Raw genomic sequence first — 22,745 nt, 5'->3', positions numbered from 1 at the left:
CTCAGACCCGCAGAAAGCGGTTTCCGTCGCAGGTCAGGCCAAGATGGCATTGCACAAAGGCGTCCACCAGGCGGACGCATTCCTCCCGCACCTGAGGCGAGGGCGCCCAGTCCGCCCATTCCCGGGGGCCGGTCACACTCAGCCGGTTCAGAAGCGCCAGAGTCTCCCGGGAGGTGGAAATTTTATGTCCCGCTCCGGACGGGCAACGCGGACAGTACAGACCGCCTTCCTGAACGGCAAACGCCGCGCGGCCGCTGTCCGCAAGAGGCCGCCCGCACCCCCGGCAGGATGAGAGATCCGGCTGATACCCTTGGGTGAAGGTCATTTTCGCACGGAAAAGGATGGGCAGGAAACAGGAATCCGGCACGCTGCGGTCCAGGGTTTCGAGGGTCTCCAGCAACAGGGCGTGGGCGGACTCCATACTGTCCGGGGCAAAGGACAGGGATTCGAAAAAACGCACGCAGTTGCTGGCCATGCCCAGCCTGTTCAGATCCCGTTTGAGGTCCGGAAAGGCGTTGACCAGCGCACCTTCCTCCAGGCAATGATATTCCCGCCTGCCCCGGCTGACCCGGAAATGCACCAGGGAAAGAGGGCTCAGGCAGCCGCAGAACCGTCTGCGGCTGCGGCGGCCGCCGAAGGCGAAGCCCGTCAGCAGGCCGTGTGTGGGCGAAAAAAAGCGGACCCAGCAGTCCGCCTCCCGAAATGTGCCCACCCGCAGCACCATCACCTGTTCGGAAAATTCCATCGCCGCCTACTGCACAACCAGGGTTTTCACCTCGCCGACGGCGGCCTGGAAGGGGTAGGGCTGCCCGTCGAGCTCCAGAGCCACGCCGCCCGCGTTGCCGAATTTGACGCTCAGGGTCCTGGAAAAGGCGATGGATGTCGATTCACCCTTGCGCAGCAGATAATCTACCACTCTGCCGTCAGGCAGGGCCTGCAGCCAGCTGTCGGCATTGGCCCGGACCACCAGCACCCGCTCCGCCGCCGCGGGCTGGGTGGCATTGACCCCGGTCTCCCCGGATTCGACCACAGGCATGACGGTTTCAGCTTCAACGCTGGTATTGGTCGTCTGATTGGCGGCCAGACCTTCCGTCACTTCCTGCATCTGGGTCATCTGGTGCGAGACGGCATCGGGCTGTTCCCGCCGGACCGGAGCGGAAGAGACGGGCGGAGCTTCCGTCACAGCGTTCTGCGCACCAAGCGGCGTGCGGCTGCGATACTCGTCGAACAGTATCCATCCGCCCACGCCAAGGCCCAGGATCACCAGTACGGCCACGAAGCGGAGCAGATTTTCCGTACGGCCGGAATCATACGCGCGCACGCTGATGCCCGTGCCGGAAGAAGGCGGTTCGTGGTCTTCTTCCACAGGATATTCGCGGGCGAACTCCGCGCACAGTTCGGCGTGATCAAACCCCAGCAGGGATGCGTAGCTGCGCACGAACCCTCTGGCGTACACGGGATGGGGAAATTTTTCCCGGTTGCCTTCCTCCAGAGCGATGATGACGGACGAGGAGATCTTGATTTTCTCCGCCGCCTCTTCCACCGTCAGCCCCTTGCTCTGGCGGCCTTCCCGCAGTCTGCTTCCGATTTCCGTCAGATCCATATCCGGTTCTCCGTATCCGGCCCGCCTCAAAGGCGTTTTTCAATGAGGGCCCTGCTTCGCAAATCGGCCATGTATTCCCTGAAACGCTCTTCCATCTTGGGACGCAGAAGGGCTTCCCGGACTTCCTCTTCCACCTGTTCCGCCGGGCGGGGGCTGGCCTCCTTCCGGTCGAGCAGCTTCAGCACCGCCCATTTGCCCTGTATGGGAAAAGGTTCGCTGATTTCCCCCACAGTGAGCCCCTGCACGGCCTCCCGCCAGGGCCCGGCCAGGTCACGCCATCTCACGGTCTCAAGCGTTCCGTCGGCAACCTTCGGACCCTCGGAATGGCGGGCCACGGCATCGGAAAAAGTCAACTCACCCTTCTGTATGGCCGCACGCAGACCGGCGGCCGTTTCCGCGCCGCTCACAATCAGCACCTGAAGGTCCAGAGCCTGTTCTCTGGTCAGTTCCGAGCCGTTTCGCGCGATATAGTCGTCCACTTCCTCCTGGGTCACGATGACCTTGCGCCGGACCATGAAACCGAGCATGCGCTGCCGCATCATGTCCTGCCGGGTGCGTTCCCGGAACTGCTCCAGGGTCAGCCCCTGCAGGCGCAGCCCCTGAGCGAAGTCTTCCTCGGTGAGACGGCGGCGGGCTTTCAACTGGCGGATTTCACCGTCCACTTCCGCATCCGTGACCTTCACTTCCAGACGTTCCGCTTCCTGGCGCAGCACGGCTTCGTCGATCATGGCGTCCAGCACCTGCGGCATGGCCTGCTCCACAACCGGACCGGACTCCACGCCGGTCGTCTGGCGGGTCTGCCGCAGCAGATCCTGATAGGTGACGATCTCCCCGTTGACCACGGCCACGATGCGGTCGACCACCTGCATGGCATGGCCCGTTCCCGCCAGCCAGAAAAAGGCGGCGCAGCAGAAAAATATATATTTTCTCATATGTTCCGGCATGTTACGATATATTTCACGGGAAAAGCCGCTCCCTTTTCAAGGGCGGCTTCAAGTCCGCGTTTTTCAATAAACCTGCGTACTACCCTTGAGCCAGAGCCGCGTCCAGTTCAATCTTGGGATTGTCTTCACCGTGCAGCCTGCGGCGCAGATCCGTCAGCATGTCCTTGAGCAGACGCATGGCTTCCGCCCGCGAAGACTGTCCGGCCATGCGCAGTTCCAGTTTAGCCGGAGGAAGGAGCCGGGCCGAATCGGCCCGTTCCCGGACCCAGGTCATCAGCTTCTCAAGGTCCAGGCTGTGCCTGGTCTCGTCCCAGTGCATGAGGGCCCGGTCCTCGAACAGATCCACCCGCACTGCGCCCAGCCGCCGCGCGTCGATCTTGACCATGAGTACGGCCACGAATGTCTTCAGGGCCTCGGGCAGGGAGCCGAAGCGGTCCCGGAGATCATCCACGATTTCCAGGATTTCCGCCTCTTCCCGGCAGGAGGACAGACTTTTGTAGCATTGCAGCCGTTCCTGGCCGTCGGGCATGTATTCCTCGGGGATGAGGGCCTGAAAGCCGAGATTGAGTTCCGGCTCGATGTGCGTCTCCACCTTGCCGCCGCGCAGTCTGGCCACTTCCTCTTCCAGCATCTCCAGAAAAAGGTCGAGACCGACCTTGCCCATGGTGCCGGACTGGGCCTCGCCCAGAATGTTGCCCGCGCCGCGCAGGCGCAGATCTTCCATGGCCACCTTGAAGCCCGCGCCCAGATAATCCATGTCCAGAATGATTTTCAGCCGCTTGCGGGAAGTTTCCTGCAGGCGGTCCAGATCCGGAATGATGAAATAGGCGTAGGCCTGTTCGCTGGAGCGCCCCACCCGGCCGCGCAGCTGATAGAGCTGCCCCAGACCGAAAAGCTGGGCCTGGTCCACGATGAGCGTGTTGGCCCGGGGAAAATCGAGCCCCGACTCCACGATGGCCGTGCACACCAGAATGTCCAGCTCGCCGTGCCAGAACCTGTGCATGGTGTCTTCCAGATCCTGAGCCTTCATCTGGCCGTGAGCCATGCCCACCCGCGCCTGGGGGGCCAGAGAGGAAACGAATTCCGCCACCCGCTCCAGTCCCTGCACGCGGTTATACACCCAGAATACCTGCCCGCCGCGGGCCAGTTCCCGCTCCAGAATGGGGCGGAGCTCTCCTGCATCGCGCTCCATAAGGGAGGTTTCCACGGGCTTTCTGTCTCTGGGCGGGGTTTCGATGACGCTCAGGCCCCGGATGCCTGACAGGGACAACTGCAAGGTGCGGGGGATGGGCGTCGCGGTCAGGGTCAGCACGTCGATGGTGGAGCGCATTTTCTTGATGCGTTCCTTGTGTTTGACGCCGAAGCGCTGCTCCTCGTCCAGAATGAGCAGGGACAGATTGGCGAACTCCACGTCCTTGGAGAGCATCCGGTGGGTGCCGATGAGCACGTCCACCTGCCCCCGGCGCACGGCGTCGATCACCCGCTTCTGGCCCGCCGCGGGCACAAAGCGGCTCAAAAGGCCCACGCTGATGGAAAAAGGCTCCATGCGCTGCCGGAAAGTCTGATAATGCTGCTCCGCCAGCACCGTGGTGGGACACAAAAGCGCCACCTGCTTGCCATCCACCACCGCCCGGAAGGCGGCCCGCAGCGCCACTTCGGTCTTGCCGAAGCCCACGTCGCCGCAGACCAGACGGTCCATGGGTTCGGAGCGTTCCATGTCGGCCAGCACGTCGGCAATGGCCTTCTCCTGATCCCGCGTGGCCTCGAAGCCGAACCCGGCCTCGAATTCCCAGTACAGTTCCGACAGGGGATGATAGGTGAAACCCTTGGCGATCTTGCGGAAGGCGTACATTTCCACCAGATCGCGGGCGATCTTGGCCACGGACTGCCGGGTCCGCTCCCTGGCCCTCGTCCAGGCCGTTCCGCCCAGTCTGTCCAGAGCCGGGGTCGCGCCCTCGGGTCCCTTGTAGCGCTGCACCTGCCCCAGTCTGTCCACAGGCAGGTAAAGGCGGTCCTCCCCCTCGTACTGAAGAAGCAGATAGTCATTGGCCACGGATCCGAAACGGATCCGGTGCAGTCCCCCGAACCGGCACAGGCCGTAATCGCGGTGAATGAGCAGGGCCCCGGCCTCCAGATCGTCGAAGGTGTCCAGACCGCGAAAGGCACGGGCGGCCGCCTTGTGAGCCTTGGGCGCACCGGGCTGAAGCACGGATTCCGGCAGAATCTGCATCCGTGCCCACGGCAGGCGCATGCCCCGGCCCAGCGAGCCGACCAGAGCGAAGATGCCCCGCTCCGAAGCGCTGTATTCCGTCTTCAGAACGTGCTGATCCTGAGCCGCCAGCTGCAGAAATTTCCGCCGGGACTGCTCCGTGTGGAAGCAGAAAAGCGTCTGGTCGTAAATCCGCCGCCATTCGGGCAACGCCTGCATGAGCGCCCGCCAGGGCCTGTTGCGGCTTTCGGGCGTCCAGAACAGGTCCTCGAAGCCGTTCACGCTCTCTTCGGGCAGTTCCTCTCCGTCCCCGCGCACGCCCATGACCAGACTTTCGCAGAGTATCCGGCGGCTGCCCTCCCAGATTTTGCGGGCGTCCCCGGAGGTGAGCACAAGCCCCTGCCGGGGCCATTCCCGCTCCCGGAAATGGTTCTGCCAAGCCCATCCCGCCTCCTCCAACTTGGTCCGCAGGTCCTGGGCCTCGGCGATGATGAATACGCTGTCCCGGGGCAGCCAGGCGTCGAGCCCCACCGCACCGGGATAGTACATGGCGGGCGGCAGACCGGCCGGGGCGTCCTCCTCTTCCAGAGCCGCGCGGGCCGTACGGGACAGTTCCCCCAGCCGCAGCCAGCCATCGTACATGGCGCGGGCGTCCTCGCGGTAGGTTCCGGCTCCGATGCAGCCCGTAACGGGCAGAAGAGCCACGGTTTCGAGCTCCGTTCTGGAGCGCTGGGACATGGGCTCGAAAAGGCCGATACGTTCCAGAGTGTCGCCGAAGAACTCCATGCGCAGGGGCAGGTCGTAGCCTGGAGCGAACACGTCCAGAATGTCGCCGCGCAGGGAAATCTCGCCCACGGCCGTGACCATGGACACGCGCCGGTATCCCCAGTTGATCAGGGTTTCCAGCAGGTCGTCCTGAATGATCTCCTCTCCCTTGCCCAGATGCAGGTACTCGTGCTGGAGAATATCCGGATGCGGCCATTTCTGCAGCAGGTTTTCCAGAGGCAGCAGAACGCCGCGCGCCCGGCCCGGCCGGGACAGGGTAAACAGCGCTTTCCACCGCTCGGGCCAGGATGAACGCCGTGGAGTCTCCTCCACCGCATACTGGGGGAAACGCGCCCAGGTCCGCTCCCAGAACGGCAGTTCCGCTTCCGCGGAAGCCAGAAGCGAAGCCAAGGAGGAATAAAGAGGTAGCTCCGCGCTGGAGGGCAGCACCAGCACCACGTTTCTGCCTTTTGCCAGCAGATGCTGGGCCAAACGCAACTGCGAGGCCGGGCCGCTTTTGAAGACGCGAACCTGATAGTCCGGACCGGTGAGAAATTTCTGTAGAAAGGCGGTAGGCACGTGACGAAAAATCCGGCTGGAGGTGAACGAAAAAACCGGAGCGGCGGACTCCGGCGGCATCTTTTCCGGCGGGTGCGAGGACCCGGAATTTCCCGTTCCCCAAAAGTCTCCGCAAGGCAAGCATTACGAATGCGCCCGGACCGCCGGAGGCCGTTTCCGCCAATAGGGATGGACAGAAACCGGCGGGAAGCATAGAAAACGGAAATCACCTTCAAGGAGTCATACATGGCGAGATTTCTTCCGCAGCAGGATCCCCTCACCCTGGAAGATCAACTCAAAATCCTCGGCAACGACGAGCTGCTGGACTTCTGGGAAGAAAGCCAGATGCTGGACAAATATCTCGAATCCTCCCGGCATGACTGTCCGCCCTCGGCCCAGTACGAAAGCGCCATCCTGAACGAGCTGCGCCTGCGCCACTCCATGGGGCGCATCTGTCCCTCCAGCGATTGAAGCCGATCCTCTACATATTTTCGGGCCTGCCGGGCACCGGAAAAACCACGTTGTCCCGGCTGCTGGCCCGCCATATCCGGGCGGCCCACATCCGCATCGACACCATCGAACAGGCCCTGAAAGACCTGTGCGCCACTGATATTCAAGGCGAAGGGTACCGTCTGGCCTACCGGGTGGCCTCCGATATCCTGAGCGCGGGCGTCAGCGTGGCCGCCGATTCCTGCAACCCTGTCGAACTGACCAGACGCGAATGGGAACAGACGGCCCTTAACGCAGGCGCGCGGTACGTGAACATCGAAGTCGTCTGTTCGGACGAGGAAGAACACCGCACCAGAGTGGAAGCGCGGCTCAAGGCCTTCCCGGAGTCCGGCCAGCCCGCCTGGGCGGACGTGAAAAACCGCGAGTACCACCACTGGACGGTGGAAAGAATCGTGCTCGACACGTCAGGCAAGACCGAACACGAATGCCTCCACGAGCTTCTGGCCGGACTTCCGGAGCATCCCGCCTGACGGCACTTCCCGGCGAACCTCTTTTTCACACCGCCGGCCATTCCGGAGGATTTCCATGCCCACTTCGCCGCTTCTGCATATAGCTAAAGGTGCCCTTTCCGCCTGTGCTGTGGCTCCGGCCATGCGTTCCGCCCTCAGTCTCTCCGGCACAATCCTCAATATAGCCGGGCATGATTACGATCTGTCCCGGTTCAGGCGCGTGACCGCCCTCGGTGCGGGAAAGGCCGCGGCAGCCATGGCCCAGGCCCTGCGCGACCTGCTCGGCCCGGCCCTGTCCGGAGGGCTCATGGTCACCAAATACGGACACGGCCTGCCTCTGGACGGCATCGAAGTACTGGAATCGGCCCATCCCGTGCCGGACCGCGCGGGTGAGGCCGCGGCCGGGACGCTCCTTGAACACGCGGCCGCAGCCGGTGAAAACGATCTGGTCTTCTTTCTCCTGTCCGGCGGGGCCAGCGCCCTCATCCCCAGCCCCAGGCCGCCCGTGACGCTGGAGGACAAAATGCGGGCCACCCGCCTGCTGCTGGACTGCGGGGCGGACATCCACGAGATAAACGCCATCCGCAAGCACCTCTCCCGGATCAAGGGCGGCCATCTGGCCGAGGCGCTGGCCCCGGCCACGGTGATCACGCTCATCGTCTCCGACGTGCTGGGAGACAAGCTGGATGTCATCGGCTCCGGCCCCACCGCTCCGGACCAGGCCACCTTCGCCGACTGTCTGGAAATCATCGGCCGCTTCGCCCTGCGGGACCGCATGCCCGCCTCCGTGCTGGAAGTGCTGGAGCGGGGCGCCGCCGGACTGCTGCCCGAAACGGCCAAAACCGGCCGGAGTTTCTTCACGAAGGTGCGGCACCACATCGTCGCCAGCAACGGCATGGCTCTGGATGGCGCGGCGGCCGCGGCCCGGGAGCTCGGCTACGCGCCGCACGTGCTGACCGGAAATCTGAGCGGAGATGTGCAGAATGCCGCCGTCATGCTGGCCCGGGCGGCCCGGAATCACCGGGCTCCGGCCTGTCTGCTGGCCGGGGGCGAGACCACGGTCACCGTGCGCGGCAGGGGAAAAGGCGGACGCAATCAGGAACTGGCCCTGCGTCTGGCTCTGGAACTGGAAAAAAATCCGCCTCAGGCGGCCGTCTCCGTGCTCTGCCTGGGCACGGACGGAAGCGACGGCCCCACGGACGCGGCAGGCGGCATTCTCGGCCCGGAAACCCTGGCCCGGGCCAGAGCCGCCGGGCTGCACCCCGAGCCCTATCTGGACAACAGCGACGCCTACACTTTTCTGCGGCAGGCCGGGGCCCTGCTCGTCACCGGTCCGACCCGCACCAATGTCATGGATGTCGCGGCGCTGCTGCTGGATCCGATTCGGCTGTAATCTCCGCTGCAAGCGGTGCTCCCCGAGGGGCCGCATCTTTCCCGTTTTTCTTCCGTTCAGGCGGAACAGGGCACGGCGGTGGAGCCGCTCCTCCCGCCCGGACCGTCTTTACGCCCGAGGCGACCATCTCCCGCACCTGATGCATGAACACGCCATAGGCGTACCGTCCCTGCTCCATTTCCTTCAGCCGCTTCTCCCATTCGCCGGTCATTTCCGGCGACGCCACCTGCGGTATCATGGAACAGACCACATCCACGGCCCAGCAGCCCAGATCCGTGGCCAGCAGCCGTTTACCATCCTTGGCCGCGTACCCGCGCCCGAGGAGCGTTTCGATGATCTGCGCCCGCGTGGCCGGAGTGCCCAGGCCGCGCTCCTTCATGGCCTCGCGCAGCTCTTCGTCGTCCACCAGTTTGCCCGCCGTTTCCATGGCCGCCAGCAGGGTGGCGTCGGTGAAATGGGCCGGAGGCTTGGTCTTGTGGGCGGCAAGAGTCAGGCCGCATAGCGGCACGCCGTCGCCCTTGCGCAGGGCGGGCAGAGGGTTGTCCTCGGCCGCGCGCCACGGCTCGGCCTCCAGCCAGCCCCGGTCCCGGAACATTTTCCCCGTGGCCCGGAAACGGTGCCCATCCACCCCGATCCACAGCGTGGAACCGTCGAAGAGAGCCTCGTCCATGAACGTCGCGGCGAAACGGCGGCAGATCATCTCGTACACGGCCCACTCCGGGCCGGACAGCGCCTGCCGGCTGGCCCTGGCCGCCGTGGGGATGATGGCGTGGTGGTCCGTGACCTTCTTGTCGTTCACGCAGTCGAATTTTTTTCCAGCCTGAATGTTGGCCGCGGCCCTGGCGCTTATCTCCGGAAAATGGGGATAGACGGCGCGCAGATTGTCCAGGCATTCCGCGAACAGCTCCTTTGTCAGATGACGGGAATCCGTGCGCGGATAGGTGATGAGTTTGCGTTTTTCATACAGGCTCTGGGCGATTTCCAGAGTCTCCCTGGCCGACAGGTTCAGCCGGGCGTTGGCTTCCTTCTGCAGGGTGGTCAGATCGAAGGGAAGAGGCGGCTTCTGTCTGCCCTTTTTCTTTTCCAGGTCCAGCACTTCCCCGCTCTCCGCCCGGCAGGACGCGGTAATTTCCTCCCCTTCGGCCAGACTCCATATTTTGGAGTCCTTGTATTGCGGCGGCGCGAACCAGGTGGCCCGGAAGGTTTCCTCCCGGCCGAACTCCCCTTCCACGGTCCAGTAATCCTGCGGAACGAAGTTTTCGATTTCCCGCCGCCGGTCCACCAGCAGTTTCAGCACGGGCGTCTGCACCCGGCCCACGGTGATGAGACTCCCCGCGCGCAGCGTGAACAGCCGGGAAAAGTTCATGCCCACCAGCCAGTCGGCCTCGGCCCGGGCAAAGGCCGCATGCCCCAGATTACGCTTTTCCCCGCCATCCACCAGCTGGGCGAAAGCCTTGCGCAGCCCCTTCTCGGTCATGTCGCTGGCCCAAAGACGCCTGATGGGTTTGTCCGCGCCCGCCAGCAGATAAATGCGCCGGAAAATGAGCTCCCCTTCCCGCCCCGCGTCCGTGGCGTTGATGACCTCGCCGATGTCTCCGGCCAGCAGAAATTCCCGGATGAGTTCGTACTGTCTGGCGGTGGAAGGCAGGATGTCCAGCGCGAACCGGGACGGCAGCATGGGCAGCTGCCGCATGGACCAGCGGCCGGACCAGGCCGGATTCTGCCGCGCCGGTTCGGCGATGTTGACCAGGTGTCCCACGGCCCAGGTGACCACGTACCGGTCGCTTTGCAGGCAGCCCTCGCCCCGGCCGTGCACGCCGAGCACGGCGGCCAGTTCCCTGGCCACAGAGGGCTTTTCGGCGATGACAAGCGTTCTGGACACGGTCCGTTCTCCTTCATGGGGTCTGGCCCCGCTCTCCATCGGGAGAAATCCCTACCAGACGTCCCGGTGTACCCGGTCTTCCCGGAACCGGCTCCCGGAGTGCGGATGCTGATCCGGATGCCCCAGCACGATATATCCCAGAGGGACGACTTCCGCAGGCAGCCCGAAAGCCCGGCGAAAGCCTTCTTCCCGCTCCGCCACCGGGTGAATGCCGGTCCAGACCGCGCCAAGCCCCAACCCGTGGGCGGCCAGCAGCAGATTCTGAATGGCCGCAGAGCAATCCTGCACCCAGAATCCGGGATATTTTTCCAGATGCAGATCGCCGCAGACCAGAATCCCGGCCGGCGCGGTCCGGGCCATGGCCGCGTACACATTGAGTTCCGCCACACGGGCCCTGAGGGCGGCATCCCGAACCACCACGAAATGCCAGGGCTGCGCGTTGCCGGCGCTGGGGGCCATCATGGCCGCCTCCAGCCCGGTCCGTATGTCTTCGTCCGTCACGGGCCGGTCCGTATACTTGCGGACACTGCGCCGGGTAGCGATAGCATCGAAAATATCCATATGCTCCTCCTTTTCCAGTTGTATCCAGTTGTATCGGCCGGCGGCCATATCCCCGGCAAACAGCCGGGCCGCCGGGGCGATATTACAGCATCTCCGCCATCTGACCGAAAAAATCATCGCGCCGGAAATTCGGGTATGCCGTCTCCAGCCGGTCCAGGCTATCCAGAAACGCGGGTCAATCCTGAATTTCCTCCACTTTCTTGCCGTCGTTGAAAATTTTGGAGTAAGTGCCTTCCGGCCCTCTGGTCAGATTGATTTCAAAGCTGCGCCCCGGTTCATGGATTGTCCAGTAGGCGGACCATATGCCGCAGTCTCCTTCGGTTTTCTTGTATTTCTCGAAATAGGCCTCGAAAGTATCCCTGATTTTCCGCACGTCCATCATTGCCTCCCCCGTCGTCTTCGCACGCCCGGTAAAACTTCGGATGGGTCGACCCATTACCCGGAAGGGGCCGCGTCTGCCCCCAGGCATGGCTGGGACCGTAATCGCCTCCACCTAACGGGAAAACCGCGGGCTGTAAAAAACCCTTCCGGCGCCGCGCCCGGACCGGGACATATGCAGGCAACCCAAGGCCAGACAGCGACACATCGGCCGTCCGGAGAGAGCCGTTACGACGGCGGTTTACTCCGCAGGCCAATCTCCGTATGTGCGCCGGATCATCACACCCGATTCGGGACCTTCTTCTTCCCCGATGACGGCCAAAACAGCGAGGAAAATATGCATATACAGATAGTTGAAAATCGCGCCGGCCTGGAACAGGGGGTGCGGCTCCTTTTTTTGCCGGAAGGACGTGAACTGGAAGCTGAGTGGCCCGGTCTGACCGGGGCTCAGGGGTTTTCGGGCAAGGCGGGCCGCGTGCGTCTGGTGGCCGGAAGCCGTGGAATGGCTCTGGCCGTGGGCCTGGGTGACGCGGAAAAGCTCGACATGGACTGCTTTCGCGCGGCGGTGGGCACGGCCATGCGGACAGCGGCCAGCCAGGAAATAGAGACGTTGAGCGTTGACGGCGAACAGATCGCCTCTCTGCCTCTGGAGGGCGACCCGCTCGCCGAGTTGAGCATTGCCGCGACCCTGGCCGCTTACCGCTTCGTCGCCTTCAAATCGGAGCCCGGCGAAGAGGACTGCCCCGCGTCACTGCTGCTCTGGAGCCCGGAACAGGACCTGCCCGGCAGGGTGGACAAAGCACTGGCCGTGGCCTCGGGCGTGCGGCTGGCCAGAGATCTGGTCAACACTCCGGCCAATGCGGCCACGCCGGAAGATCTGGCCCGGACGGCCCGGGAACTGGGCGCGGAATTCGGTTTCAAGGTCGATGTCTTCGGCCCCAGGGAAATCGAAGACATGGGCATGGGGTGCTTCGCCTCGGTTTTCCGGGGCAGCGATACGCCGGCCAGATTCATCGTGCTGGACTCCGACCCGGAAGACTCCAGGCCGCCCCTGGTTTTCGCGGGAAAGGGCGTGACATTCGATACGGGCGGCATTTCCCTGAAGCCCTCGGCCAAAATGCATGAAATGAAAGGCGACATGGCCGGAGCGGCGGCCATCCTGGGTCTGTTCAAGGCCATGGGACTGGCCGGGCGACGTGGGCGGCGCGTGGTCGGGCTTCTGCCGTGCACGGAAAACGTGCCGGGCAGCCGGGCCACCAAACCCGGTGACGTAGTCACGGCCATGAACGGCAAGACCGTGGAAATTCTGAACACCGACGCCGAAGGCAGACTCATTCTGGCCGACGCGCTGTGCTACGCGGCCCGGTTTCAGCCGGAAATTCTGGTGGATCTGGCCACGCTGACCGGAGCCTGCCTGATAGCCCTGGGCACCAAGGTGGCGGCGGTATTTTCCACCACGGAGGAACTGGATTTACGCATCCGCGAAGGCGGCAGCCGGACGGGAGAGCGCTTCTGGCCCATGCCGCTGTGGGTGGAATACGGAAAGCCGCTGAAAAGCGACGTGGCGGATCTGAAAAACATCGCCGCCCGCGAAGGCGGAACCATTTTTGCGGCTCTGTTTCTGAAGAGCTTCGTGCCCGCCGGAGTGGACTGGGCTCATCTGGATATCGCCGGCCCGGCCTGGACCGATGAGGACGCATCCATTTTCCGGCCCGGAGGCACCGGCTTCGGCGTGCGGACATTGTGGGAACTGATCGGCTTCTACGAAGACTGAGCCTTCGGAAAACACACCGCCATATCTTCCCTCCCTTCCGGATCAAAACCAGCGGGGAGGGAAGACATGGCGGTACAATAATCCACCCAGACTCCGCCGGGGGAATTCTCCCCTTCCAGTCCTCTCATAACAATCGGCCGGCACCAGGAAAATTTCCCGGTACCGGCCAGACAGTCAGAACCAGGGGGGGGTCTTATGAGCCCAGGGCCCGGATTCGGTCAGCCTACCGCAGACCGTTTTTCTTCAGGTAAGCGATAACGTTGTCGGGAAAGTCGCTGAACACGGCGTCCAGCTTCATTTCCTTGAACATGGCGTCAAGCATGGCCTCCTCGGTGGCAAAGCCGGAGAGCACCTTGTCCGTGCGGTGAGTCCAGGTATGGACCTGCATCCCCGCGTCCCGGGCCCATTTCAGGCAGGGCGCCGCCGTGTAGCTCTTGCCGTCTTCCGAGGGCACGGCCAGATGGCTGAACCAGGGCGCGTAGATGTTCGCGTACTTGGACACTTCCTTCACGCCCTCTTCGGTCAGCAGCCACTTGTGCACGGACTTGTCGTCGATGAGCATCTGGCCGTCCATGTCCACGAGCATGGCCAGCGGAGCCACCCAGCCCAGTTCGCGGGATTTCTTCACAGCGTCGAAGTCGAAGATCTGCAAAATGACGTTGGCGTCCTTCTTGTTGTAGCCGTATTTGGCCAGCATTTCGATGGTGGCCTTCATGATGGGCTTGCCTTCCTTTTCGTGAAAGGCGGGCTCCTTCACTTCCACGTACAGCCCCACATTCCTGCCTGTGGACTTGTTCAGGCCCTGCACAAGAAGAATTTCCTCCTCCAGGGTGGGCACGCGGAAATCAATGCCCCAGCCCACAGGGAAACGCCCGGAGAAAACGGCCTTGCCGGTCTTAGGATCGAAACGCTCGGTCACAAGCAGGCTCTTGATTTCGGCCAGGGTAAAGTCGATGGCGTAGTAGCTGCCGTCGGCACGGTGACGGCCGGGAAATTTCTTGGCCACGTCGGTGGTGGTCTCCAGAGTGTGGTCGTGCAGCACCACCAGCACATTGTCCCTGGTGAAGACGACGTCCTGCTCCACGTAATCCACGCCCATGGTGTAGGCCATGACCTTGGACTCAAGGGTATGTTCCGGCAGGTAGCCGCACGCACCGCGATGTCCGGCCACGGCGGGTCTGTAGTCCGCGGCCTGGGCTGCAAGAGGCAGAAGCAGCAGCATGAGGGCCAAAACAGCATGTTTCATAGAAGCTCTCTCCTGGGTTGAAGTTGGCCGAGTCTCCATCGGCTTGTTTCAGTACGGCAATATCTCTGCAGGCTGCGGGACACCGACACGGCATGTAGCATGAACAGCCCGTCAGCCTCCGTTTTCCTCGAAATACCGCAGAAGCAGACTGATGGGATGCACGGCTTCAAGCCCTCCGCCGTGCCGCATCTGCACGCGGCAGGTGCCGCATTCCGAAGCGGAGATATCCGCGCCGCTCCGGCGCATGGCTTCAAAAAGCCGGCTCCCCACGCGCATGGAAATCTCGTACTTTTCTTTCTTGAAACCGTAGCTGCCGGAAATGCCGCAGCATCCGGCGTTGGCGTTGCTGACCGAAACGCCGGGAATGCGGCGCAACAGTTCCAGACCGGGCAGCCCCATGCCCTGGGCGCGCAGATGACAGGGCGCATGATACACGACGGACAGCGACCGGCTGGCCGCGCCCGGCTCGGGCAGGACCAGCTCGCCGCGGTCCATGCACTCCAGCAGAAATTCGCAGGCATCGGCCAGGGCGGGCGAAGCGGACTCCGGCAGCAGCTCCGGAAAATACTGCCTGTAGTCGTCCTTGAACATGAGGGAACAGCTCGTACAGCCCGTCAGCACAGGAATACCCGCGCTTTTCCATTTCTGCAGTTCCTGAAGATTGGTCCGGGCGTTGCCGCGCGCGTCTTCCCAGAAACCGTTGGCCACCTGCGGCAGGCCGCAACAGACAAAAGGCGGCAGCAGCACCTCGTATCCGGCCCGGTTCAGCACCCGGACCAGATCTTTGCCGCATTCAGGATCGTACAAATCCACAAAACAGCCCGGAAAGAAAACGACCTTGCGCGGCAGGCCCTGCGGCTGCGGCAGAGCGGCGAACTGCCGCCGGAAGGTTTTCCGGGCGAACGCAGGCAGCGGCATCCTTCCGGAAACGCCCAGAGCACCCAGCAGCATGCGGACCGGAGGCAAACTCATGCCCATGTTCTTCAGGCCGGCAGGGATGACGCGCATCCATCTGTCCAGCAGCTCGGCGTGGGCCAGCAACCAGTCGCGGAGGGGAAAACGCCGCGCCTTGCTCTCTTCGGCCCGCGCCCGCATGATGAAGGTGGAAATGGGCACATCGTACGGGCAGGAAATGTCGCAGTTCTTGCAGTTCGAGCAGTAATGGAGGGACTTGTCCTCGCCCAGGCCCAGCAGGCGAAAGCGCTCGTGGGCCGGGCCGATCATGCGCGGGCCGAGAAATTCCGGCGTGGCCTGGGCCACAGGGCAGACCACGGTACATGTGGTGCAGGCGATGCATCTGTCCGGCTTGGGGGTATCCATCTTCATATGCGTTGCGCCGTATGAAGTCCGGCGCGGGTTGGAATTTCCGGCGTCCACGAGGCCGGGTTGAAACAGGACCGGGAGCATTTCCCGGCGGGCGATCCGGAAAATACGTCTTCAGCACTGCTGTGCGGCGTGGTAGCCCGAAGCCAAGGCCACGCCGTTACCGCTTTTCTCCGCCACAAAATCGTATCCGGCCAGGGACCGCCCGGCGAAAAACACGTTCTCCCACAGCACGGCCCCTGCCGCGTCCACGGGATTCAGGCGCGGGTTCACGCGCACGCCCAGACACGCATAAGGCTGCGCGTCGAACACATTCGGCGTGGACCAGTCCTCGACCAGATCCGGGGCATCGAGCTCAAGGCCGAAAAGCGCTTCTCTGGCCCTTCCGGGTTCGGCCAGAAGCCCTCCGCCGAAAAAGCCGCCCGTGGCGATGATGAAGGACTCGCCGCGCAGTTCGCGCATCCTGTCCGGAGCCTCGCACTCAATGCTCAGGCAGCGGTTTCCCTGCACTCTGGCCCGCACGGCCCGGACATTCTCGGCCATGACCACGCCCGCCTCGGCCAGAGCGTCCGTCAGCACCCGGCGAATCCGCAGGCCGCCCACTCCCGGCGGTGTGGAAGCCATTTCCATGATACGGCAGCCAAGACCCTCCGAAAGCCGGTTCCAGATTTCCCGCGTGCGGACAATGCCGAGCACAGGCGGCAGCAGAAAGGCCGTGCCGCTGGAAGCGTGAGGCTCAAGCCCCCTGCGCAGCCACTCTTCGCCCTGCTCCGTGTCCACGAACCGGGCCAGATCGAGGGGCGTGATGTTGCGGTGCGTCGCGCCGAAAGGAGACGGCAGTTCCAGAGAAACAATCGGCTTTCCTTGCAGGTTCTTCTGCCTGCCGAGCATCCGCACGACCATGCCCGCGTGACAGTCCTTCAGGGAGCGGACGCCCACCGCCGCGATTTTTTCCGCCTGCGCAAGGAGCCTTCTGTCCTGAGAGGCCAGGCACAGCCAGGTGGGTCTGAAGGTGCCGAGAATGGTCGGAATCCACACGTTTTCCCCGCCCTCGTTGCTCATGGGCAGGTCATGCCTGCGGCAGACATCTTCAAAAAAATCCAGGGCGTCGCGCACGGCCTGCGCACCGATGATCCGGTAGGGATGCCCCTCGGGCAGCAGCCCGATGCTGTCCAGAGGGTTGCCCCGCACGATCCGGCCGTTCACATAGCCCAGAAGGTCCACGCAGCCGCCGCCGATGGCCAGAGCCCCGGCTCCGCGGGCGGCCAGAGTCACGCTTCTGCCGCGCGCGGCCGCCGCCAGGGCCGCGGTCAGACCGGCCATGCCGCTGCCCACAACGACCACATCAGAGGCTCTCATCATCGGCTCCGTCAAGGTTCAGGGTGGCCGCGTAGATGGCCCGGCCCAGTTCGATTTCCTGCATCTGATTGCCCCACATGACCGGGCGCAGGCCCCGCCAGCGCTCCTGCAGGAAAGAGCACAGATTCTCGCGCGGCTGGGTGGCGAAAGAAACATCCGCCGCCGTCAGCGCGCCGATGGCCCGAAGTGAACAGAACGCGCCCTGGCAGGTGCCCATGCCCATGCGGGTGCGGAAGCGGATGTCGTGCAGAAAATGGGAAGCTTCGTCGCGGGCCACCAGTTCGATCTCGGCCCGGCTGACCATTTCGCATTCGCACAGAAGCTCGCCGCCCGAGTCTGTCTCCAGACACCGCACCAGCGAGGGGAACTCCTCGCCCATGCGCTCGGCGACCATCCGCACCCGGTGCTCCGGAAAAAAACGGCCCGCCCGGCGCATCAGCCCGGCGTCCGGAGTCGGAGCCAGCGGCTCCTCGGCCGTGCGGCAGGGAGCGGCCACGCCAAGCCTGGCGCAGACCAGATCGGTCATCTTCTCGGCCATGAGGCGGTAGGTGGTCAGCTTGCCGCCGAAAATGCTGGCCATGCCCGAGAGCCCTTCGGACTCGTGGTCCACGATGACGAAATTGCGGCTGGCTCCGCGTCCGGCCTCGGCGTTGGGCGGCGTGTACAGGGGCCGGTTTCCGGCGAAGGCCCGCAATATCCGGTAGCTCCGGATGGCCGGAAAGAGCGGTTCGCCGAGAGCCAGCAGACGCAGGGCCTCGGCGGAGGTGGGTGCGGTGTCGCCGGGGCTCTGCGCCCGGACCGAAGTGGTCCCGAAAATGGTCACGGAGCCGTGCGGCACGAAAATGTCGCCGTCGGAGCTTTTGTGCAGACGATTGACGATGCGCCCGGCAAAACGGTGGTTGAAGATGACCAGGGTGCCCCGGTCGGGGGTGACATCCACCGACAGCCCCGCAAGACGCGCTATCTCCCCGGCCCAGGGCCCGGCGGCGTTGACCACGTACTGGCAGGCGATGAAGAATTCCTCGCCCGTCAGGTTGTTGCGGACCCGGACACCCGTGATCCGGCCGCTGCCGGTCTCGATGCCGGTCACCGTGTGGTAGGTGAAAAGCTCCCCGCCGTATCTGCGGGCCGACACGCTGTTGTGCCAGACCAGACGGAAGCCATCCACACTGGAATCCGGCACCCGGTACACTTCCCGGATGCGCGGAGACAGGCCGGGCTCAAGGCGCAGGGCCTCGTCAACGGAAACGGGCTCGGTCAGGACGCCCGCCTTCTCGCATCCGTCGAGCCATGTCCGCACATAGGCCGGGTCATCCTGGTCCGTGAGCACGAAGAGGCCCTCGGTGCCCTCCACACAGTGCCAGCCGATGCGGCGCAGGATGGCGTTTTCCTCCACGCATTCGCGGGCGGCCGCTGCATCGCTGACGGCATACCGCCCGCCGCTGTGCAGAAGACCATGAAAACGGGAGCTGGTGCCGTGGGCCAGCCCGCCCTGTTCGAGGAGCACGGCCCGCGCCCCGCGCATGGACAGATCGCGAAGAATGCCGACTCCGGTGGCTCCGCCGCCGATGACGACGACAGTGACAGACATGTTGCGCATACGGTTTCCGGTTCAGGAGAGGAGCCGCCTTTTCCGGCGGGTTCCGCGCCTTCCTGATGATTGAAGTCCGGTGTTCGTGTCCCGCTGAAGTCCTTCGCGAAGCAGGAACAGATGGAAAAATTCCGCGGCCGGGAACATCCGTCCCAGACATAACTACGCGGAGGAAAAGAGACAACAGCGGAAAAGACGGACTCCGGGCGCGGGGCACAGTCAGGTTGGCCCTTGAAACCCATATGGAATTTTGTAAACGATGCCGGAACAGGATGAAGAGTGCGGCGGTTTCTTTCAACCACTACTGATTCGAAGGAGTTTGACCATGAAACGGATTGGCTTTTTCATTCTCGCCCTGGCCCTTTTCGGCGCCGGATTCGCGGCCACGGCCGCAGCCGCGGACAAAGTGGTGATCAAGATGGCGGGCATGAAGCCCGAAGGCGAGCCTGAAACCCTGGGCATGCACAAATTCGGCGAAATTCTGGCCCAGCTCTCCGGCGGCAAATACGAGGTGCAGGTCTTCCCCAACAGTCAGCTCGGCAAGGAAGACGCCTACATCGCCAGCACGCGCAAAGGCACCATCCAGATGTGCGCCACAGGCACCCAGACCTCGGCCCTGCACCCGGCCATGGCCATGCTGGAAACGCCCATGCTCTTCGACAATCTGGACCATGCCCGCCGGGCCATGGAAGGCAAGACCTTCGAGCTGATCAACGACGGCTTCTCCGAAAAGTCCGGCCTGCGCACCCTGAACGCCTTTCCTCTGGGCTTCCGCCACTTCTACTCCAAGAAGCCCCTGAAGGACATGGCCGACCTGAAGGGCCTGCGCATGCGCGTGCCCAACATCCCGCTCTACATCAACTTCGCCAAGGAATGCGGCATCAGCGGCCAGCCCATGCCCTTCGCCGAGGTGCCCAGCGCTCTGGATCAGGGCGTCATCGACGGCGGCGACAGCCCCTTTGCGGACATCGTGGCCCTCAAGATGTATGAAATCACCCCGCAGATCACCATGAGCGGGCACATTCTGGTCATCCACTCCCTTTATATCAACGAGAAGTTCTACCAGGGCCTGCCCGATCAGGACAAGGAGTGGGTCAACCAGGCCGCCAGGGAATCGGCCGATTACGTGTGGAAGCTCATGGCCAAGATCGAGGAAGACGCCCAGAAGCAGATCACGGACGGCGGCGGCACGGTTTCCAAGCCCTCTCCCGAATTCCGCGAGGCCATGAAGGATGCCGGCAAGAGAAGCTGGAAGCTCTTCTACGACACGGTGCCCAACGCCAAGGAAATCCTGGAAAGCGCCGAATCGTACAAGTAACGGAAATCAAACATATGCCGGATGGGGGGCCGAAGGCTCCCCATTCTTTTGTCCTTTCTTCCGCGAACGCATTACGGGGTATTTATGGCTCACGATGTATCTCCAGCTGAAACGCGCACCGCGCCTGTCCCGAAGTCGTCTCCCTTTGAATTCGCCTTCGAGATTTTCTGCGCGGCCATCTTTCTGGGCATGATCGGCCTTGTCTTCTACAACGCCTTTCTGCGCTACGCCTTCGGTTCGAGCTTCGCGCCGAGCGAGGAATGGGCGCGTTTTCTGTTCATCTACATCACCTTTTTCGGCTCCATCGAAGCCTTCTACCGCAAGAAACACATCGCGGTGGACATGTTCGTGAGCCTCATCTCGGGCGCGACGCGCAAGACCGTGGACATCGTCGCCTCGCTTCTGGGTCTTGGCGCTCTGGCTCTCCTGCTCTGGGGCGGCGTCGTGCTGGTGCAGCAGACCGTCGACACCAATTCCGTGGCCACCGGCGTGAACATGGCCTTCATCAACGGCACGCTGCCCATCATGGCCCTGGCGGCCATCGTCATCCGGGGCAGGGACTTCATCCGCCTGCTGCGGACGCCCGCCTCCGAATTCGTCAAACCGGACAAGGACGAGTTCGTCATGCCGGACAAGGGGTAACGCATGGAACAGCTCTACTATTTCTTCGGCAGCCTGTTTCTGTTTCTGGCCCTCGGCGTGCCCATCTCTCTGGTGCTCATCCTCTGCGCCATGGTCATGATGTACACCTCCGGCATGTGGGACGCCATGACTATCCCCAATATCATGCTGGACGGGGCCAACAATTTTCCGCTCATGGCCATTCCCTTCTTCGTCTTCGCCGGCGAGATCATGGCTGCGGGCGGCCTGTCCAAACGCGTCGTGCAGCTGTCCCAGCTTCTGGTCGGACGGGTCAAGGGCGGACTCGGATACGCGGCCATCGTGGCCAGCATCCTGTTCGCCGGGCTCATGGGCAGTTCCGTGGGCGAAGCCGCGGCCCTGGGCGGCCTGCTGCTGCCCATGATGCAGCAGGTGGGCTACAACAAGGGACGCGCGGGCGGCATCATCGCCTCGGGCGCCATTCTGGGCCCCATCATCCCGCCCAGCACCAACTTCATCATTCTGGGCTCCACCATCGGCGGCCTGTCCATCACCAAGCTGTTCATGATCGGCCTTTTTCCCGGCATCTTTCTGGGCCTTGGCCTCATGGCCGTATGGTGGTTCATTGTCCGCAAGGACGGTTATACCGAAACCATCACCTTCAGCCGGGCCGAAACCATAGCCATCCTGAAGGATGCAAGCCCCGCCTTCATGCTGCCGGTCCTGCTGCTGGGCGGCATCCGCTTCGGCGTGTTCACGCCCACCGAAGGCGGCGCCTTCTGCGCGGTGTTCGCCATCGCCGTGTGCATGTTCTACTACCGCGAACTGTCCTTCCGCGACCTGCTGCGGGTCAGTGCGGCCGCGGCGCGCACCACCGCCGTGGTCATGCTCATCGTGGCCACGGCCTCGGCTGTGGGGTATTTCATCACCCTGGCCCAGATCCCCAAGCACATGACCACGCTGTTCGGCCCGTTCATCGAAAGCCCCTTCATGCTGCTGACCATCATCATGTGCTTCCTGCTGGTGGCGGGCATGGTCATGGACCTGACCCCGAACATCCTGATCTTCGCGCCGGTCTTCTATCCGCTCATTCTGGAAGCGGGCATCGACCCGTACCACTTCGGCCTGCTCTTCGTGCTGAACCTGGGCATCGGCGTCATCACCCCGCCCGTGGGCACGGTGCTGTACGTGGTCTGCGGCATCGGCAACATCAAGCTGGGTGAACTGGTGATAAAAATGCTGCCGTTCATCCTGATAGAAATCCTGATCCTGTTCCTGCTGGTGTACATGCCCGAGGTGTCCCTCACACCGCTGCGCTGGCTCATGTGACCGGACCCGGTCCCTGAACGCAAGGGGCCTTGCACGGCGCAGGGCCCCTTCTCTTTTGGCACACGGAGTCCTGCGTCATACCCGTCAGGGACACCGCCCCTCTTTCACCATGCATCAGGAGCAGGCTGAAATGCCCCACAGAAAAAAATGTTTTGTTCTCGATCTGGACGGCACGGTCTATCTGGGGAACATCCCCATCGAGGGGACCGTGCGGTTCATCAGGAAGCGCTGGAACGAGGCGGATTTCTATTTTCTGAGCAACAACACGTCCAAAAGCCCGCGCACCTACGTGGCCAGACTGCAAGGCATGGGCATTCCGGCCGGGCCGGAGCATATCCTCACACCCACCACGCCCCTGGTGGAATATCTGCGCGGAAGAAAAATCACGCGGGCCTATCTGGTGGGAAACGCGGACTACACCGCCGCCCTGTCCCAGGCCATGCCGGAGCTGTTGCTGACCCATGAAAACGCTCAGGCCGTCATTCTGGCCTACGACACGGAACTGACCTACGAAAAGCTGTGCGTATCCGCCCGGCTGCTGCAAGACGGAAACGTGGCTTTCGTGGCCACCCACCCGGACCTGGTCTGCCCCGATCCCAAAGGTCCCCTGCCCGACGTGGGCAGCTTTCTGGCCCTGTACGAAAAGGCCACGGGCCGCACTCCGGAACATGTCTTCGGCAAACCCAACCCCCGCGTGCTGGGGCCGCTGCTGGGCAGATACGCCCGCGAAGAGATGGTCATGGTCGGCGACCGCCTGAGCACGGACAAGAAGCTGGCCGAAAATGCAGGGCTGGACTTCGTTCTGGTCCTGAGCGGCGAGGCCACGCGGGAAGATCTGCTCCGCGAGGAGCGCCAGCCGTGGCGGGTGGTGGAGCATCTGGGAGAGCTGTGAGCAAATGCCGCCCGAAAACAAAACGGCCGCGACTTTGAAACATCGCGGCCGTTTCGTTTTC

19 protein-coding genes are annotated in these 22,745 nt (G+C 63.3%); 8 read left to right on the top strand and 11 right to left on the bottom strand.

Annotation, left to right across the window (positions count from 1 at the left end; genetic code table 11):
* Position 1 precedes the first annotated feature (1 nt).
* The 4 genes from recO to mfd all read right to left on the bottom strand — a co-directional run bounded on the left by recO (position 2) and on the right by mfd (position 6,160).
* Positions 2-745 carry a DNA repair protein RecO gene (recO, locus tag AXF15_RS07855; RefSeq protein WP_066605645.1) on the bottom strand — a complete coding sequence of 248 codons (744 nt, stop codon included), beginning with the start codon at positions 743-745 and terminating at the stop codon, positions 2-4.
* Between the two features lie 6 nt (positions 746-751).
* Entirely contained in the window at positions 752-1,603 is an 852-nt protein-coding gene (locus AXF15_RS07850) for a helix-turn-helix domain-containing protein (RefSeq protein WP_066605642.1), read from the bottom strand.
* A 26-nt stretch (positions 1,604-1,629) separates the two neighbouring features.
* On the bottom strand, positions 1,630-2,535 hold the full coding sequence (locus AXF15_RS07845; protein WP_066605639.1) for a SurA N-terminal domain-containing protein: 906 nt from the start codon (positions 2,533-2,535) through the stop codon (positions 1,630-1,632).
* Between the two features lie 91 nt (positions 2,536-2,626).
* Positions 2,627-6,160: a transcription-repair coupling factor gene (mfd, locus tag AXF15_RS07840; RefSeq protein ID WP_083517938.1), complete on the bottom strand. Its 3,534-nt coding sequence runs from the start codon at positions 6,158-6,160 to the stop codon at positions 2,627-2,629.
* Positions 6,161-6,325: 165 nt separating this feature from the next.
* Here mfd and AXF15_RS07835 point away from each other — a divergent pair, with 165 nt between their 5' ends.
* The 3 genes from AXF15_RS07835 to AXF15_RS07825 are packed head-to-tail and all read left to right on the top strand — an operon-like array spanning position 6,326 to position 8,431.
* A complete protein-coding gene (locus AXF15_RS07835) occupies positions 6,326-6,550 on the top strand; it encodes a hypothetical protein (RefSeq protein WP_066605636.1) in 225 nt (74 codons plus the stop codon).
* Positions 6,547-7,059, top strand: coding sequence for a P-loop nucleotide/nucleoside kinase family protein (locus AXF15_RS07830; protein WP_066605633.1), 513 nt, complete (start codon positions 6,547-6,549; stop codon positions 7,057-7,059). The genes AXF15_RS07835 and AXF15_RS07830 overlap by 4 nt, the downstream gene beginning before the upstream one ends.
* Positions 7,060-7,114: 55 nt before the next feature.
* Positions 7,115-8,431 carry a glycerate kinase type-2 family protein gene (locus AXF15_RS07825; RefSeq protein ID WP_066605631.1) on the top strand — a complete coding sequence of 439 codons (1,317 nt, stop codon included), beginning with the start codon at positions 7,115-7,117 and terminating at the stop codon, positions 8,429-8,431.
* Here AXF15_RS07825 and AXF15_RS07820 read toward each other — a convergent pair.
* The 3 genes from AXF15_RS07820 to AXF15_RS07810 form a co-directional block, all read right to left on the bottom strand.
* Positions 8,388-10,313: a DNA topoisomerase 3 gene (locus tag AXF15_RS07820; RefSeq protein WP_083518096.1), complete on the bottom strand. Its 1,926-nt coding sequence runs from the start codon at positions 10,311-10,313 to the stop codon at positions 8,388-8,390. The genes AXF15_RS07825 and AXF15_RS07820 overlap by 44 nt on opposite strands.
* 51 nt (positions 10,314-10,364) lie before the next feature.
* The gene (locus tag AXF15_RS07815; RefSeq protein ID WP_066608828.1) at positions 10,365-10,874 is read right to left on the bottom strand and encodes a nitroreductase family protein; all 510 of its coding nucleotides are present in this window, start codon (positions 10,872-10,874) and stop codon (positions 10,365-10,367) included.
* A 175-nt stretch (positions 10,875-11,049) separates the two neighbouring features.
* Positions 11,050-11,253 carry a hypothetical protein gene (locus tag AXF15_RS07810; protein ID WP_151192327.1) on the bottom strand — a complete coding sequence of 68 codons (204 nt, stop codon included), beginning with the start codon at positions 11,251-11,253 and terminating at the stop codon, positions 11,050-11,052.
* Between the two features lie 336 nt (positions 11,254-11,589).
* Between AXF15_RS07810 and AXF15_RS07805 the strand changes: the two genes are divergently transcribed.
* The gene (locus AXF15_RS07805) at positions 11,590-13,026 is read left to right on the top strand and encodes a leucyl aminopeptidase family protein (RefSeq protein WP_066605621.1); all 1,437 of its coding nucleotides are present in this window, start codon (positions 11,590-11,592) and stop codon (positions 13,024-13,026) included.
* A gap of 223 nt (positions 13,027-13,249) precedes the next feature.
* Here the strand turns inward: AXF15_RS07805 and glpQ are convergent, their stop codons facing one another.
* The 4 genes from glpQ to glpA all read right to left on the bottom strand — a co-directional run bounded on the left by glpQ (position 13,250) and on the right by glpA (position 18,554).
* Positions 13,250-14,272, bottom strand: coding sequence for a glycerophosphodiester phosphodiesterase (glpQ, locus tag AXF15_RS07800; RefSeq protein ID WP_066605618.1), 1,023 nt, complete (start codon positions 14,270-14,272; stop codon positions 13,250-13,252).
* Positions 14,273-14,383: 111 nt separating this feature from the next.
* Positions 14,384-15,598 carry an anaerobic glycerol-3-phosphate dehydrogenase subunit C gene (locus AXF15_RS07795; protein WP_236884747.1) on the bottom strand — a complete coding sequence of 405 codons (1,215 nt, stop codon included), beginning with the start codon at positions 15,596-15,598 and terminating at the stop codon, positions 14,384-14,386.
* Between the two features lie 111 nt (positions 15,599-15,709).
* Complete coding sequence (glpB, locus tag AXF15_RS07790; RefSeq protein ID WP_083517935.1) at positions 15,710-16,957, bottom strand: anaerobic glycerol-3-phosphate dehydrogenase subunit GlpB; 1,248 nt, start codon at positions 16,955-16,957, stop codon at positions 15,710-15,712.
* On the bottom strand, positions 16,941-18,554 hold the full coding sequence (gene glpA, locus AXF15_RS07785) for an anaerobic glycerol-3-phosphate dehydrogenase subunit GlpA (RefSeq protein WP_066605614.1): 1,614 nt from the start codon (positions 18,552-18,554) through the stop codon (positions 16,941-16,943). Before glpA ends, glpB begins: the two co-directional genes overlap by 17 nt.
* Before the next feature lie 316 nt (positions 18,555-18,870).
* Between glpA and AXF15_RS07780 the strand changes: the two genes are divergently transcribed.
* The 4 genes from AXF15_RS07780 (at position 18,871) to AXF15_RS07765 (ending at position 22,684) form a co-directional block, all read left to right on the top strand.
* Positions 18,871-19,863 (top strand): TRAP transporter substrate-binding protein, encoded by a 993-nt coding sequence (locus AXF15_RS07780; RefSeq protein ID WP_066605612.1) that lies wholly within the window; start codon positions 18,871-18,873, stop codon positions 19,861-19,863.
* 84 nt (positions 19,864-19,947) lie between these two features.
* Positions 19,948-20,505: a TRAP transporter small permease gene (locus AXF15_RS07775; RefSeq protein WP_083517934.1), complete on the top strand. Its 558-nt coding sequence runs from the start codon at positions 19,948-19,950 to the stop codon at positions 20,503-20,505.
* A gap of 3 nt (positions 20,506-20,508) precedes the next feature.
* Positions 20,509-21,792, top strand: coding sequence for a TRAP transporter large permease (locus tag AXF15_RS07770; protein ID WP_066605604.1), 1,284 nt, complete (start codon positions 20,509-20,511; stop codon positions 21,790-21,792).
* Positions 21,793-21,922: 130 nt separating this feature from the next.
* The gene (locus AXF15_RS07765; RefSeq protein ID WP_066605601.1) at positions 21,923-22,684 is read left to right on the top strand and encodes an HAD-IIA family hydrolase; all 762 of its coding nucleotides are present in this window, start codon (positions 21,923-21,925) and stop codon (positions 22,682-22,684) included.
* The last annotated feature ends 61 nt before the right edge of the window (positions 22,685-22,745 follow it).

The sequence above is a fragment of the Desulfomicrobium orale DSM 12838 genome, from assembly GCF_001553625.1.
Classification (GTDB): Bacteria; Desulfobacterota; Desulfovibrionia; order Desulfovibrionales; family Desulfomicrobiaceae; genus Desulfomicrobium; species Desulfomicrobium orale.
The sequence above is the reverse complement of the archived record's forward strand: the minus strand, read 5'-3'. Positions and strand labels throughout refer to the sequence as shown.

Excerpts from the sequence above, each read along its gene's own strand:
- AXF15_RS07810 (WP_151192327.1), bottom strand. The coding sequence starts at position 11,253 with ATGGACGTGCGGAAAATCAGGGATACTTTCGAGGCCTATTTCGAGAAA.
- glpQ (WP_066605618.1), bottom strand. The coding sequence starts at position 14,272 with ATGAAACATGCTGTTTTGGCCCTCATGCTGCTGCTTCTGCCTCTTGCA.
- mfd (WP_083517938.1), bottom strand. The coding sequence starts at position 6,160 with ATGCCGCCGGAGTCCGCCGCTCCGGTTTTTTCGTTCACCTCCAGCCGG.
- AXF15_RS07815 (WP_066608828.1), bottom strand. The coding sequence starts at position 10,874 with ATGGATATTTTCGATGCTATCGCTACCCGGCGCAGTGTCCGCAAGTAT.
- AXF15_RS07850 (WP_066605642.1), bottom strand. The coding sequence starts at position 1,603 with ATGGATCTGACGGAAATCGGAAGCAGACTGCGGGAAGGCCGCCAGAGC.
- AXF15_RS07780 (WP_066605612.1), top strand. The coding sequence starts at position 18,871 with ATGAAACGGATTGGCTTTTTCATTCTCGCCCTGGCCCTTTTCGGCGCC.
- AXF15_RS07835 (WP_066605636.1), top strand. The coding sequence starts at position 6,326 with ATGGCGAGATTTCTTCCGCAGCAGGATCCCCTCACCCTGGAAGATCAA.
- AXF15_RS07825 (WP_066605631.1), top strand. The coding sequence starts at position 7,115 with ATGCCCACTTCGCCGCTTCTGCATATAGCTAAAGGTGCCCTTTCCGCC.
- AXF15_RS07795 (WP_236884747.1), bottom strand. The coding sequence starts at position 15,598 with ATGAAGATGGATACCCCCAAGCCGGACAGATGCATCGCCTGCACCACA.
- AXF15_RS07765 (WP_066605601.1), top strand. The coding sequence starts at position 21,923 with ATGCCCCACAGAAAAAAATGTTTTGTTCTCGATCTGGACGGCACGGTC.
- AXF15_RS07845 (WP_066605639.1), bottom strand. The coding sequence starts at position 2,535 with ATGAGAAAATATATATTTTTCTGCTGCGCCGCCTTTTTCTGGCTGGCG.
- recO (WP_066605645.1), bottom strand. The coding sequence starts at position 745 with ATGGAATTTTCCGAACAGGTGATGGTGCTGCGGGTGGGCACATTTCGG.
- AXF15_RS07805 (WP_066605621.1), top strand. The coding sequence starts at position 11,590 with ATGCATATACAGATAGTTGAAAATCGCGCCGGCCTGGAACAGGGGGTG.
- AXF15_RS07775 (WP_083517934.1), top strand. The coding sequence starts at position 19,948 with ATGGCTCACGATGTATCTCCAGCTGAAACGCGCACCGCGCCTGTCCCG.
- AXF15_RS07770 (WP_066605604.1), top strand. The coding sequence starts at position 20,509 with ATGGAACAGCTCTACTATTTCTTCGGCAGCCTGTTTCTGTTTCTGGCC.
- glpB (WP_083517935.1), bottom strand. The coding sequence starts at position 16,957 with ATGATGAGAGCCTCTGATGTGGTCGTTGTGGGCAGCGGCATGGCCGGT.
- glpA (WP_066605614.1), bottom strand. The coding sequence starts at position 18,554 with ATGCGCAACATGTCTGTCACTGTCGTCGTCATCGGCGGCGGAGCCACC.